The organism is Nesterenkonia sp. F (assembly GCF_000220985.1).
Classification (GTDB): domain Bacteria; phylum Actinomycetota; class Actinomycetes; order Actinomycetales; family Micrococcaceae; genus Nesterenkonia.
In genome coordinates this window covers 1-14,393 of record NZ_AFRW01000103.1, presented here as the reverse complement: position 1 = coordinate 14,393, position 14,393 = coordinate 1, and the positions used below count along the sequence as shown (strand labels likewise).

Sequence of the window (14,393 nt, the reverse complement as noted above, 5' to 3'; positions counted from 1 at the left end):
AGGAGCGCCCCGGAGCGGCTCGTCGGAGCCTCGCCGCGCGAGGGACGTCCGGCGTCTCAGCCCCGGCCGCGCAGCGGCAGCGTCGCCGACACCAGCCAGCGTCCGTCGGCCGGGCCCCAGCCCAGCGTGCCCTCGAAGACTCGGAGCCGCTCCTCCATCCCGGCCAGCCCCATGCCTGCACCGGTGGTGTTGCGGCCGGCCTCCTGCTCCCGGATCGGGCTGGAGACCTCGACGCGCACTTCCCCGTCCTCGGCCACGACCTCCAGGACCACCTCGCCCTCGCCCGGGCCGTGCTTGAGGATGTTGGTCACCGACTCCTGGACCACGCGCAGCACGGTCAGCTCCAGCGAGCGCTGCAGGTCCTCGGGCACCTCGAGGCGCAGCCGCACGGTGTAGCCGCCCTCCTCGAGCCGCTCGCCGAAGCGCCGCAGCGCGTCCAGGCCCTCGCCGCCGTCGGGCGCGTCCGCGCCGTCGGACCGTTGGCTGCCGTGCAGCGCGACCAGCAGCCGCCGCAGGTCCACCAGCGACTGACCCGCCGCCTCCCGGATGGTGCGCTGCACCGAGCGGCGGGCCTCGGGCTCGTCGAGGGTCTCCAGCACCGAGCACTGCATGGCCACCACCGTCATCCCGTGGGCGACGACGTCGTGCATCTCCGAGGCGATCCGTCGGCGCTCGGCGACGACGGCCTCCTCGCGGATCTCGGCCTGGCGGTCCAGGTCCTCCACGATCCGCCGCACCCGCGCGTCGTGGGCCCGGAAGTACCAGCCGATGGTCGTGCCGAGCAGCACCAGGAAGAAGGAGACCAGCACGACGGCGATCGGGTGGCCGGTCAGCAGCACCGCCGCCGCCCAGCCCAGGTAGAGGACGGCGCTGAAGGCGGTGAATCCCCAGGTCGCGGTGCGCGTCAGGCAGGCGGCGATGAACACGAAGCCCATCGCGAAGTTCATCGGGTACCAGTCGGCCACCGTGCCGAAGGCGAAGGCGAACATCAGCAGGGTCCCGGCGGGTGCGGAGATCGAAGCCAGCACGATCAGCAGCCCGACCACCGCGACCTCGGCGAAGCCGTCCCGTCCGACGCCGGCGGTGGTCTCGCCGAACATCCCCAGCGCCGAGGCGAGCTCGAGCGCCAGATAGGCGACCAGGAAGCCCCAGATGATCAGTCGAGTCCGCCAGCTCAGCGGCGGCGCGGTGAGGTGGCGGCGCAGCGAGCGGCCGATGCGGGGCAGCACAGACTCCATCAGCGGCCCTGCCTCGGCATATCCGGCGCGGCGGTCGTCTCCGGGATCACAGCAGGCATACTACTCACCGCCGGCGTCGGCACGGGCATCCGCTCCCCGCCGCCCGGCCACCGGATGGTCACCTCTCAGTCACCGGACCGGGGCCGGCAGGTCTGGCCCTCGTCACCGATCTGCAGGAGACTGACCTCGGAGACTGAGCGTCTCACGATCACACTCGCAGACCCCGAGAGGAGAGGTCCGATGAACCTCCTGACATCCCTGGCCACACTGATCACCAGCATGAACGCCGCCGGCGACCCGTTCTACTGCTGGGTCATCCCCTGCCCGTGAGGAGCTGCGGCACCAGCCGCGGCACCGCCCGGACCATGATCACCATGAGCACCAGCTCGACCAGGGTCTGGGTCACCACCACCAGCGCGGCGAGCGCGAACCGGTCCGGCAGGGCGAGCACCAGCGGCAGCACGACCAGCGAGTTGCGCGTCGCCCCGGTGAAGATCACCGCCCGCCGACCGGCGACGTCCAGACCGGCCAGCCGCCCGACGGCCAGGCCGAGGACGATCATGATCGCCGCGAAGAGCACATAGAGCGGAATCACCTGCAGCAGCGCGGCGAGCTGGTCAGCGACGGCGGCGATCTGCGAGATCACCACCGTCGCCAGGGTGAGCATCATCAGCGGCACCATCGCCGCGGATCCGGTCCGCGCCAGCGCCGCCGCAGGTCGGGTGCGCCGCGCGGCGGCCTGGGTGAGCCAGGCCGCCGCCAGCGGCAGCACGATCAGCAGCGCGAAGGCGGTGAGGAAGGGCTCCGGGTGCAGCGTCTGAAGCGCCTGCGGCCCGGCGAGCAGCCACAGACCCGCCGGCAGCAGCGCCATCTGCCCGATCATCAGCAGCGGTGTGGTCGCCAGCAGCCGCTCCCGCGCTCCCCCGGCCAGCCCGGCGAAGACCACGACGTAGTCCACGCACGGGGTCAGCAGCACGAACAGCACGCCGAGCAGCACGGCCGGATCGTCGGCGACCGTGCGGGAGAGCAGCAGCACCACCGGCGGGACGAGCAGCAGGTTGATGCCCAGCGCCGCGGCGAGGAAGCGCCGATCGCGCATCGCACGCCCGACGGCGGCCGCCGGCACCTCCAGGAAGGTCGCGTAGAGCAGCAGCCCCAGCACCGGGTGCACGAGGGCTTCGGCGACGCCGGCCAGCGACGGCGCGACCAGCCCGACGGCGGCCCCGGCCGCCAACGCGGCCAGGTACAGCGGAACCTGGCGGCGACGCATCCAGGAGCCGGCGGGCACGGCGGAGTCGGTCATGTCTGCGATTCTTCCAGTCCGGACGCGCTCCCGGACGGTCGGCCGGCGAGGGCCGGCGACGGGAGATTTCGAGGAAACACCGTGCCCCATCGTGTCGTCGCCCGCGGCGTCCCATACGCTGGGGTGCGTGCGATGGACTTCGATGGAGCTGGCGGCGATGGCCACCGCCGCCGTGCCGGGACTCTCCCCCACGGGTGTGGCCGCGGCCGCCGACGATGCCCGGGACTTCACCTCGGCGATCGTCGTCGACGTCGAGGGCGGCCGCTGGCGCGTGCGCTCGCCGCAGCACCAGGAGGCCGCGATGCGCCTGGAGACCGAGCTGCAGGTGCTGCGCGGCTTCTCCACCGGGATCCGGGCGGAGCTGCCCTTCCGGCTGCCCTCAGTGGCCGGCGCCGTCCGCCGCGGCGAGCTGCGCACCTTCGTCTACAACCACCTGCCCGGCGCCTCGATGGAGCTCGAGGAGCTCAACCGCGGCCCGGCGGAGCTGATCGACGACATCGGCGCCACCGTCGCCGCGATCCATGACCTGGACGAGGCCGTCGTCGACGACGCCGACCTGCCCCGCTACTCCGCCGAGCGCTTCCGCCAGCGCCGGCTCAACGAGCTCGACCAAGCCGCGACCACCGGCCAGATCCCGGCGACGCTGCTGCGCCGCTGGGAGCATGCCATGGAGGAGCGCGAGCTCTGGGACTTCACTCCGACGGTCACCCACGGCGATCTGCACGAGGACTCGCTGCTGATCGACGAGCAGCGCGTGGTCGCGGTGACCGGCTGGACCGACCTGCACATCGGGGACCCGGCCGACGACTTCGCCTGGCTGACCGCCTCGCCGGACGTGGAGTTCTCCGACGCGGTGCTGGCCGCCTACCGCTCTCACCGCCGGGGCCCCTCGGACCCGCACCTGATGCGGCGGGCGGCGCTCTCGGCGGAGTTCGCCCTGGCCCAGTGGCTGGTGCGCGGACACACCACGGAGAACCAGGAGATGGTCGACGAGGCCCGTGAGCTGCTGCGCCAGCTGGAGGAGGACGTCCTCGCCAACGGCGGGCAGCCGATCTCGCTGAGCTCGCCGGACGCCGAGCCGGCCGGCGAGGACGAGCCGACCGGGCAGACCGGGCAGACCGGGCCGGCGGGCACCCAGGACTCGAAGCCGGTGGCCCGTCCCGGGGCCGCGGCCACCGTGGCCGACACCGGCGAGTGGGCCGACTCCGGCGTCGGCGACGACGAGCCGGCGGTGATCACCGACGCCAGCGCCGACGAGTCCGGGCAGGAGGACACGGAGGAGGTCGCGGATCAGCCGGCCGGCGAGGCTGCTGAGTCCGGGCCGCAGCCGGAGCTCGACGCCGAGCCCTCGCCGGCCGTCGCGGACGACGACGCCCAGCACACAGCGCCAGTGCCGCGCCCGCCGCAGCACGCGGCCGAGGAGCAGCCCACCGGCGAGATCCCGCCGCTGGGCTCCGGCGCGCCCGCCGGCGCCGAGTCGGGCATCGAGGCGGACGAGCAGCCCACCGGGGCGCTCCCCGCCGTCGACGCCGAGGGCCCGGAGCACGCCGCCGAGTCTGCTGAGACGACCGAGACCGCTGAGACCACCGGACCGACCACCGGGGAGCTTCCCATCGCCCCCGACGAGGACGCCGACCGGCGGGCCCGGGAGAAGCGCTTCTTCCCGCCGCAGAGCTCCGACTCCGCCGCCTCGGCGGACTCGGCCCGCTCGGCCGAGTCGGCGACCTCCGCCGGGGATCCGGACGACACGTCGGAGCAGTCGGAACAGTCGGAACAGTCGCGGCCTGAGGAGCAGGAGGATGTGGCGGCCGCGGCGGACGCGCCGTCGTCGTCCTCCCGGCCGAGCCGGCTGACGGACACCTCCGACTCGGTCTACTCGGCCTTCCCGGGCCTGCGGCCGCCGAAGTCCTGAGGCCCGTTCCCCCGCCTCGGCCGACCCGCTTCCCCGGGGCCGGCCGGGTGTTCCCGGACGACGTCCGGCCGCGGTCTCGTCGACTTCGGGTTTGATCTGTCTCTCACCGGGCGCGTGCGGGGAATGGCCGCCCCGTCGCACCAGTTGGCTATTGGTGCGCTGCACATCGGTGTGCGGGGCCGAGCCGTGCCGCGGCTCCGACTCTGACACTGCGACCCGCCGGACGGGCGATCGCTCCGACGACCGATGAAAGGGCTGCTGCTTGGCAACCTCGACACAGTCTCCCGACCACGACGGCGCACCGCTGGTCACCGATGCTCCACGCTTCTCGCGCAAGCAGGTGGTGCTGGCGATCCTCGCGCTGGCCACCGGCGGCTTCGCGATCGGCACCACCGAGTTCGCGATCATGGGCCTGCTCCAGGAGGCCGTGGCCGATCTGGACGTCACCCGCTCGCAGGGCGGCCTGCTGATCAGCGCCTATGCGCTCGGCGTGGTCGTCGGTGCTCCGGTGCTGGGACTCTTCGGCGCCACCCGTGAACGGCGCTCCTACGCCCTGATCCTGCTGGGGCTGTTCACCGTCGGGCACCTGCTGAGTCTGCTCGCGCCGAACTATGAGCTGATGCTCGTCGCCCGTTTCATCTCCGGGCTGCCCCATGGGGCGTTCTTCGGCGTGGCCGCACTGATGGCCGCGCATCTGGCCGGGCCGACGAAGCGTTCCCGGGCGATCGCCGTGGTGATGGGCGGTCTGGCCGTCGCCAATGTGATCGGCGTGCCAATCGTGACGTGGGCGGGTCAGCAGTTCGGCTGGCGCTGGATGTTCGCCATCGTGATGCTGCTGGCGGTGATCACCATGATCGCAGTGGCGACACTGACTCCTCGGCAGGAGCCGCATGCCTCAGCCTCGAAGCGCGGCGAGCTCAAGGGTCTGGCCAACCGGCGGCTGTGGGTCGGCATCGGACTCTCGGTGATCGGCTTCTCCGGAATGTTCGCGCTGTACTCCTACATCTCCCCGGTGATGACCGACGTGACCGGGCTGGATGCGACGTACCTGCCGTGGGTCGTGGGGCTCTACGGCTTCGGCATGGTCTGCGGCAACTTCCTGGGCGGCTGGAGCTCGGACAAGACAGTGCTGGGCACCGTCGTGCTCGCGATGAGCCTGGTGGCGGTGTTCATGGTGCTCTTCGCAGCCACCGCCCACGTGGTGGTGCCGGCGCTGTTCTTCCTGTTCCTGGTCGGCGTCTCCGCCTCCGCGCTGGGTCCGGCGATGCAGACGCACCTGATCGACGCCACCCCGAACTCCCCGCAGCTGGCGGCCTCGCTGCACCACTCAGCCTTCAACGCCGCCAACGCGCTCGGCGCGGCCATGGGCGCGGCCGTGATCGACCTGGACTGGGGCCTGCGGGCGCCCAGCTACGTCGGGTCGATCGCGGCGGTCATCGGCGTGGCCATCACGATGTACGCGGTGGTGCTGGCCCGCCGCGCCCACCCCGGGCAGCCGGTGCTGAAGCCTGTGCGGGGGTGAAAGTCCTGGCTCGCATTGCCCAAGTTGCCACGATACCCGCCCACAACGCCCAACGGCCCGCTTCAATACCAATGAGCTCAGGACTCTCATGCGACGCCGTACGGGGCATAGTCGTAACGACCGACCCTGCGACACTCCCCAGGTGCCAACGCCCTACATGCTCGGCGATGCTAATTGGCCAATGACCGAGGACCTTTCACAACAGCCAGTACGCAACGAACGCAAGTCACGCGAGAACCTCGCACCCGATCTCCCTCGATAAAGCACCTAGGATTGAATCATGCTTCGCCGAATTGATCCTAAAGCTCCGTGGCGGTCGCTTGACCAGAACTTCTGGCCCGAAGACCTCCCGCTTGGCGGCCGGACCGTAATCTACGGCCACAACGGCAGCGGAAAATCGACCCTATCTGAGCTACTGCTCGAACTGGCCGAGGGATCGTCACCTACTGATCTCGTATGGGAAGACCACGAGAAAAAACGGACCACCATCAATTCAGGAGAAGTGATCGCCGCACCACCCATATCGGTCTTCACACGCAAATGGGTGGAAACGAACCTGTCAGCGTTCCTCGACGGCGAGAGCGCCTCTGCCATTGTGACGCTGGGCCATGAGGCGATCGACGCTAAAGAGGAGGAAACTCGGCTCACAGACGAGATTGACAAACGACTAGCTGAGGCGAACAAAGCTGAGGAGCGACGGAAGGCCGCGAACGCAGAAGTCGACAATCTAGCCCGAGCAGTCCAGGATCGCCTTGTAGCCGAGCTCAAAGAGTTCGACTACAGCTACTTCACAAAGAACCGCTTCACGATTGCCAGAGTCAAACACGACCTTCGCAGCTTCGAGGGTGAGGCTCCTGACAGCAAAGCCCACGCTCAGGCCTTGAAGCGACTGGCCGAGCGGGCTCCCACGCCTATCCCTGAGGTTCCGGCGCCGCCCGAGGGGATCACAAGCGAATTGCAAGGCCTGTCAGACCTCCTCGCCGAAACTCCGACTCGAGCCGCTATTGCGGCCCTAGAAGACAATCCAACGGCCCAAAAATGGGTCGAGGATGGACTTGAGCTCCACGAAGGGGTCGACCACTGCTTCTTCTGCGCTGGGGAGATAACCAACGAGCGGCATACGCAATTGGCCCGCCACTTCGACGAGAGCTGGCTCAGAATCCGGGGCAGAACCAAGACCCTGATAGAGGCTGTCACTCGCGAGAAGCAGCAGCTCTCTGCTTGGCTCTCCAAATTGCCCGCCACTGACAGCCTGGCTGGTGATGTAAAACCGGCGTACGAGGAAGCATGGAAGAACACGGAGAAAGAGGCAGGAAAAAGGCTCGACGTTCTGGAGACTATTGAAACGACTCTCGCCATCAAAGCTGACGACCCAAGCGCAGCCCCCGAAGCTCCCGACTGGTCAGTTCTCCTTAGTGCGCTTTCCACTGCAACGCTCAATCAAGCAGTAGCCCGACATAACGAGCAGGCGAATCACCACAGGGAGATGACCGCCGAGCGGACACGAACGGTCATGGATCACCTGGTTGGCACACAGGCCGAGGCCTTCCGCACACTTGAAGGGCAGGCCCAGGAGCTGGCATTCAGGAGCTCGGCATGCACGCAGACTGCGGAACAGACAGAGCGCCAACTCAATGAGGTTCGTCAGGCAATGTTCACGACCAAGGACATGGCCGACACTCTCACTCGCGATCTATCCCGCGTCTACGGCAATGGCCACCTCAGCGTGACCGTGACTGAGGACGGGAAGTCGTACGAGTGCCGCCGAAGCGTCAATGCCGCATCGAACCTCAGTGATGGTGAGCGAACAACCCTCTCATTGCTCTACTTCCTGCGAAAGCTAGAGGACGAGCAGACCCCTGGTGGGGACCCGTCGAAGCGGATCGTGGTCATCGACGATCCATCCAGCTCCCTCGACCGTGAATCACTATTCTCCACACATCAGTGGCTTGTAGACAAACTCAAAAGATTCGGTCAGTACATTGTGCTAACGCACGATTTCAACCTACTTCGACTGTTCCTCAAGTCCCAAAACAATACTTGGGGAAAGTCCATGAAAAAAATAGACCAGGGAAACTCGAATGAGTCAACATTTCCCAAGGTGTCATTCCTAGAAATGTATGCCGACGTTATTGGCGGACAGCGCCGATCACAGTTCGACAAGCTTCCGCGATTTTTGCTCAACAATATCTCCGAGTACGCCTACCTCTTCTCGATGGTCATGACGGGAATAGCCAATCCAAAAGACCACGAGCGCCTCTTCTTGTTGCCGAACGCGAGCCGCCGAGTTCTCGAGATCTTTGCGAGCTACAAGGCGCCCCACCGGACCAACTTCCTCCAAGCACTTGAGGAACTAGTCCGAGCCCAGGACGGCGAGCCGTACCGTGATGTATACGACTTCTGCAACCGATTTTCGCACGGCGAAGGCAACGAGAGTGTCGATGTGCTCGATGCACGGACTGTGCACGGCCAGATCATGCGCTGCATGCAATTCCTGAAAGAAGTCGACGGAGAGCATTTTGAGCGCATGTGCACAGCTACGGACGTTGATCCCACTATGCTCCCGCAGGGACCGATGGACAAGGTCAGCGGACAATCATAGCTTTGGCGACAGCTCCGACTATCAACCCCGGGTCGAACAGGAACCCCCAAGGAACGCGGCCCTTGATCTTCGAGGCTCGAGGCCAGACAGGCAGGGACCATCACGCCTGCTACCAGCAACCGCCGACCACCGATCTTAGCGACTGTGGTTGGTCACACCCATGTCAGAGCTCGAACATATATTCGGAACAGGTACACTGCACAGACTTGCATGCTTCTGCAGTTGCCACTGATTGCGCGAGAAGCACGCAACCCGCTTTGGGCTGAGACAGCACCTGAGCCAGACCAGGGCACGAGCTGCAATGACGCGCTTCGCTCAGTAAGCTGGAAGCTAGCACCGCCGCACCCGCGGCGTGACCGCATCGGACCGAGGAGACAGACCACCGTGACAACTATCGTGGAACCTCATGCCTCCCCCACGACGACCGTTGGGCAGGAGAGTTCGACGAGGACTTTCAGATTCGGCGAGCTCTTCTCCGGACCCGGCGGTCTGGGCCTGGCAGCCAAGCGAGCCTCTCGGCCGGGACAGCGCATCGTTCACCAATGGGCCACGGACTACGACGCCGACACGTGCCGGACGTACTCGTACAACGTGTGCGGAACCCAGGACGACCCGTCAGTCGTGAACGCGGACATCCGGACTCTTGATTACGACGTGCTGGCCGAACTCGGAGATATCGACGGCCTCGCCTTCGGCTTCCCCTGCAATGATTTCAGTGCTGTCGGCGAGCGCAAGGGCTTCGACGGAGAGTTCGGCCCTCTCTATACATACGGAGTCGAGGCGTTGCGGCGTTTCCAACCGGACTGGTTCCTGGCAGAGAACGTCGGAGGCATTCGGGCCAACGGGGGCGCGGCTCTGAAGCGCATCTTCAAGGACATGCAGGACGCCGGCTACCGCATCTACCCACACTACTACCATTTTGAGGACTACGGTGTTCCTCAGGCGAGGCACCGGATGATCGTCGTCGGAATCCGGTCGGACCTCAACGTCGAGTTCGAGGTCCCCGACCCCAAGCGTTTCGCGGACGTGGATGTCACGGCTCGCACGGCGCTTGCCAACATCGATCCAGATGCGCCCAACCAGGAAGCGACCAGGCAGTCCGAGGTCGTCGTAGAGCGGCTGGGGCACATTCCACCTGGCGGCAATGCATGGATCGGCGATATGCCGGAGCATCTGCAGATCAAGACCAAGACGCGCCTGTCATCGATCTATCGCCGCCTCGATCCGGACAAACCGGCCTATACTGTCACCGGCTCGGGCGGCGGAGGCACGCACATCTATCACTGGTCCGAACCGAGGGCTCTGACGAATCGTGAACGCGCCCGCCTGCAGACGTTTCCCGACACGTTCGAGTTCCTCGGTTCCAAGGAATCGGTACGCAAGCAGATCGGCATGGCGGTCCCCCCGCAGGGGGCCCAGGTCATCTTCGAAGCTATCCTGGATTCCTTCGCCGGGGAACCCTACTCATCAGTCGATCCGTCGTTGGCAGATCTCATCCCTCAGGACTGATCGGCGCTCCCCAGGGCCTCCGCGACGTCCTGGACCGTGATCTCACGTCCCAAAGACCAGAGCTCCAGGAGGTCGTCATGTGTCATTGCCGATTCCGGGTACTCGTGGATGAGGTTCCGCCACGCCCGGATCGAAATACCAGAACCTGCGATCCCGGCCTTGTCGATGACGTTTCGGAGCTTCCCATCGAAGCTGGGCACGAAGCCTCCTGCGATGTACATGAAGAAGCGTAGAGGGCGCCCTTCCACTCCAGCGGCGTAGTCGGGGACGTAGTCTGCATGCATTCGCAACTGGTGATCGTGAGGCAGGTCGTACGCGGCGTAGGCCTTCGTATCGATGATGCCGCCCCAGGAGTCTGACCACACTTCGACGTCGGGGACCGTCCCCGCCTGGCCGACGTGTTCGGCACCGAGACCGAAGACCTCGCTGAGGACGGTCTCCGTGGCTTTCTCGAACGTGATCGCCTCTTCAGTCCCTCGATAGGCCATCTGTTCGTATCGGTCCAGAAACGCACTCTTGCCGGTTGCCGGAGAACTGATGATTGCCGCCAGCGTCTTAGCTACGGTCTGACGGTCCAGCCCACAATGATTCACTACGGCATCGATCACTTTGTCCGTCACTTCCGTGACCATCTCGGTCTCGTACAGACGCGCCAGCGACCCCGTCACGAGTGCGTGATTGCGATCGGTCTCGCTGCGACCCCTGATGTCACGAACCAGTCGCTGGTCCTTCGTCATACCGACCTTGACGCCATATCCCCGCTGGAACGCTTTCTTCGATTCCGCGAGTGCGAACTTGTCGTTCTCAGGCTCGTACATTGTCTCGAGGGGTTTGGCCCCCCACTCGTCGACGACCTGGTCGATTTCCTTCACCAGTTCTGGGTTCAAAGCCGTGACCGTCCGCTCCCGCGCGCCGTATACCTCGCCGGGTGCAGGCACCGCATAACCGATGTAACGAAGCCACTGGACGAAGGTGTCAGCGATATCTCCGAGCGTGCCGCCACCTTCGATGAGTTTGTCCGCCGTCCAGTCCTTCTTAGACCTCGGCGACGCGAACTTCCTCGCAAAGGACTCTTCCAGAGTCGTGGTGTCGTGAAGCCGGAATTCGCGGATCTGTACTGCAGCTTGATCGACGGCCCGATCTGTATGAGATGTCATATAGGGGATCACGCAGGATGCGATCTCCCGGTCGGTCAGATATCCTTCGATCTTCGGATGCTTCAGCAACTTGAGCAGGGCCACGAATGGGCGCAGCTTGAAGATGCGATCTACGTTCTGGGCGATGGAAAACGCCGACGGGAACTGATACGCGAGGATCTGTTTGCGGAGAATGGGGAGTGCATCTTCCTGGTCAACCAGGGCCTGTCCGGCGAGGGTCAGGTGGATTTCCTCCCTCGAGTCCGGCGAGTCCTGGTGGTGGAAGAAGAGCCCGAGGCTGTAGAGCAAGGCGGCGTGGGTACGGCCCCCGCTTCCGCCTCGACCGCGGGCTCTCTCTGTGTACTCCCCCTGGCGCTTCAGACCCAGCTCGACGAGACGATTCTCGTAGGCCATCTGCAGTTCTCGGTTCCCGGACCACTTCTGCCCGGAAGCGACGCCGGCGAAAGCCGCCAACGACTGGGGAACGTTGACAGGCTTTCGGTGGGGTCGAGTGATCCACCAATAGGGCTTTGGCATAGTCCAGGACCTCCTGGAGAGACGTGAGCATTGACGTACCTATACCCTAGTCATGACCAGCGACGAACATGTCTCGAAGGACACGCATCGTGGGCTCTTGGGCCTCCTCGGAGAACGCGAGACTGACCATGCGCGCCAATCGCGCCCGGGACACCAAGCCCGAGCTCGCGGTGCGCCGCCTGCTCCACGCCCGGGGCCGGCGGTACCGCGTCTCGTACCGGCCGCTCCCCCAGGACCGCCGGCGCAGCGTCGATCTCGCCTTCGCCCGGAAGAAGATCGCGGTGCTCATCGACGGCTGCTACTGGCACGGTTGTCCGGAGCACTTCATCATGCCGAAGAGCAACGTCGACTACTGGTCCGCCAAGATCGCGCGGAACCGGGAGCGCGACGCCGAGACGACACTCCTGCTGCAGGAGGCCGGTTGGACAGTGCTGCGCTTCTGGGAGCACGAGGACCCGGAGCACATCGCCGCCGCCGTCGAACGCGCTCTGGACGGCCCGGCCGGCTGACCCGGACCGCCTCCCTCACTCCGCGAAGTGTCGCCGCGCCGAGCGGATCACCGACCGCAGCTGCTCGGCGTCGGGCAGGTTCTCCGCGTGCACCGGCGTCTGATGGTCCACGTAGTAGAACGAGGCTTCGATCTGCCGCAGGTCCACGCCGTAGTTCAGGCTGAAGGCCAGCCGGTAGATCGCCAGCTGCAGCTGCTTGTTCCGCAGGTCCTCGCCCTTCGGCACGCGCCCGGTCTTCCAGTCGACCAGGTGCCAGCTGCACCGGCTCATCAGCGCGTTGCGCTCGTCGCGGGGCAGCATCTGCCACCGGTCGAAGTCTTCGGTGAGCACGTCGTCGCCGTCGGCGGTGGTGCCGAAGACCGCGTCGATGCGGCCGCTGATGGTCACTCCGTCCAGCGACGTCTTCATCGCGATCTCCATCGCCGCCATCTGCCGCTCCCCCCACGGCGAGACCTCCAGGGCCTCGCGCACCTCAGCGATGCCGAAGGCCTCGTCCAGGTGCTGATCGCCCTCCAGCGGATCCTCCACGCCGTCGAGGCCGGCCTTGTGCCCGTAGAAGTCCTCGATGAAGGCATGCACCGCGGTGCCGCGACGCATCACGTAAGAAGGTTTCTTCGGCACCGGGCGCAGGTACTGCTGGGCGACGTCGGCGCTGTCCTTCTCCAGCTCCACGAACCGTGAGGTGCTCAGGTTCTGCGGCATCTGCGGCCGGCCGATGGGCCGCCGGGCAGTCAGGAACCGGTCGACCACCCACTGGGCTTCCTGCTCCACCTCGCTGGCCGGATCCGGCTCCACTCCCTCGGCGACGGCCCGACGCACTGCCTCCAGGCTCGCCTCGACTGCCGGTCGACGGGTGATCGGGGTGAGCTCGCCGTCGTCCACCGGTTCCAGTTCCGGGGCGCGCCAGGGCTGGTCGGCGAAGCGACGCTCCACATAGCGGCGCACCGGCGTGGTCGCCAGCGGATCGATCGGCCAGTCGACGCCGAGCTTCTCCGTCCCGCGCGGGTTGGGCTCGTTCGTGAACTCCTTGGCGACCGCCTCGTCGTCGGGGTCGGACGACTCCTCGAGCAGCGGATCGGCGACCTCGTCGGGCAGCCGCAGCTCCCGGGTCTCGCCGGTCTCGTCCTCGGCCGTCATCCACTCGACGCCGTCGACCTCGGCCAGCTCGCGCAGGAACACGGAGGGCAGATTCCCCTTGGTCGCCCCGTAGAACCGCGCCCCGGTGGCCAGCAGCAGCCGCTCCGCCCGGGTGACGGCCACATAGACCAGCCGCCGCTCCTCCTGCCGGGAGAACTCCTTGATCTGCTTCTTATACGACGCCACTTGGGATTCGTCGATGCCCAGCCGCTCGGCTTCGGCCTTGCGATAGGCGGTGTCCGCGGCCTCTCCGGAGGCGGCCGACCACAGCGCCACCGTCTCCTGGTCGCTCTCCCACTGCGGCAGACTCTCGGCGTCCCCGCGCAGCGGTGCGGGCAGCTGACCGTTCCGCTGCAGCCAGTGATCGGCCTTGTCCGAGGGGAACTGGCCCTCGCGCAGGCCGACGACGGCGACGACCTCCCACTCCAGGCCCTTCGAGGCGTGGACGGTCAGCAGCTGCACCGCCCCCGGCGTCGGCTCCACCGACGCCTGGGCGAGGCCGTTCTCCTGGTCCTCGGCGGCATCGACCCACTCCAGGAAACCCGTGAGATCCGCACGGCCGGGCGCCTGGGCGACGAAGGACTCGGCATGCTGGATCAGCGCGTCCAGCTGACGGGTGGCGGTATGCTGCTCCTCCCCCGGCCGGGTCAGGACTTCGACGCCGAGCCCGGTGTCCTCGATGATTCGCTCGATCAGCGAGGACAGGTCCAGGCCCGCGGCACCGCGCAGCCGCTGCAGATCCTGCTGGGCCGCGCGCAGCTGGGCCAGGCCCTCGGCGCTGAAGCCTGCGATGTCGGGATGCTCGCCGTCAGGGTGATCGGCCTCCCCCGGCAGCTGGGCCAGCGCCTCGACCAGCGAGGCCATCTCGGCGACCTCCTGGGCCGGGGCCGCGGCGTCGGCGTCGTCGGACGCCGGGGTGCCGGACTCCCCGGCTGCTCCGCGTTCCTCGGCCTCCCGCGCCGCCCGCTTCTCGCGGCGCTTCACCAGC

General features: G+C 66.7%; 9 protein-coding genes. 5 read left to right on the top strand and 4 right to left on the bottom strand.

What is annotated here, in order from left to right:
* Positions 1 to 56: 56 nt before the first annotated feature.
* Both GU5_RS16375 and GU5_RS0108775 read right to left on the bottom strand, forming a co-directional pair.
* On the bottom strand, positions 57 to 1,238 hold the full coding sequence (locus tag GU5_RS16375) for a sensor histidine kinase (protein WP_010525214.1): 1,182 nt from the start codon (positions 1,236 to 1,238) through the stop codon (positions 57 to 59).
* 313 nt (positions 1,239 to 1,551) lie between these two features.
* Positions 1,552 to 2,541: an arsenic resistance protein gene (locus tag GU5_RS0108775; protein WP_010525213.1), complete on the bottom strand. Its 990-nt coding sequence runs from the start codon at positions 2,539 to 2,541 to the stop codon at positions 1,552 to 1,554.
* A gap of 127 nt (positions 2,542 to 2,668) precedes the next feature.
* On the opposite strand from GU5_RS0108775, the gene GU5_RS14895 reads away from it, so the two are divergent.
* The 4 genes from GU5_RS14895 (at position 2,669) to GU5_RS0108755 (ending at position 10,086) form a co-directional block, all read left to right on the top strand.
* Complete coding sequence (locus GU5_RS14895) at positions 2,669 to 4,453, top strand: phosphotransferase (protein WP_083830433.1); 1,785 nt, start codon at positions 2,669 to 2,671, stop codon at positions 4,451 to 4,453.
* Between the two features lie 262 nt (positions 4,454 to 4,715).
* The gene (locus GU5_RS0108765; protein ID WP_010525211.1) at positions 4,716 to 5,975 is read left to right on the top strand and encodes an MFS transporter; all 1,260 of its coding nucleotides are present in this window, start codon (positions 4,716 to 4,718) and stop codon (positions 5,973 to 5,975) included.
* Between the two features lie 280 nt (positions 5,976 to 6,255).
* Positions 6,256 to 8,577 carry an AAA family ATPase gene (locus tag GU5_RS14890; protein ID WP_050806647.1) on the top strand — a complete coding sequence of 774 codons (2,322 nt, stop codon included), beginning with the start codon at positions 6,256 to 6,258 and terminating at the stop codon, positions 8,575 to 8,577.
* Between the two features lie 384 nt (positions 8,578 to 8,961).
* Complete coding sequence (locus tag GU5_RS0108755; protein ID WP_010525209.1) at positions 8,962 to 10,086, top strand: DNA cytosine methyltransferase; 1,125 nt, start codon at positions 8,962 to 8,964, stop codon at positions 10,084 to 10,086.
* On the opposite strand, the gene GU5_RS0108750 is transcribed toward GU5_RS0108755, so the two are convergent.
* Entirely contained in the window at positions 10,077 to 11,759 is a 1,683-nt protein-coding gene (locus tag GU5_RS0108750) for a restriction endonuclease FokI C-terminal domain-containing protein (RefSeq protein ID WP_139084392.1), read from the bottom strand. The genes GU5_RS0108755 and GU5_RS0108750 overlap by 10 nt on opposite strands.
* 89 nt (positions 11,760 to 11,848) lie before the next feature.
* On the opposite strand from GU5_RS0108750, the gene GU5_RS0108745 reads away from it, so the two are divergent.
* Positions 11,849 to 12,268 (top strand): DNA mismatch endonuclease Vsr, encoded by a 420-nt coding sequence (locus GU5_RS0108745; RefSeq protein ID WP_010525207.1) that lies wholly within the window; start codon positions 11,849 to 11,851, stop codon positions 12,266 to 12,268.
* A 15-nt stretch (positions 12,269 to 12,283) separates the two neighbouring features.
* Here GU5_RS0108745 and GU5_RS0108740 read toward each other — a convergent pair.
* Positions 12,284 to 14,393, bottom strand: a 2,110-nt coding sequence (locus tag GU5_RS0108740) for a 3'-5' exonuclease (RefSeq protein ID WP_029514153.1), incomplete at its 5' end; no start/stop codon positions are given.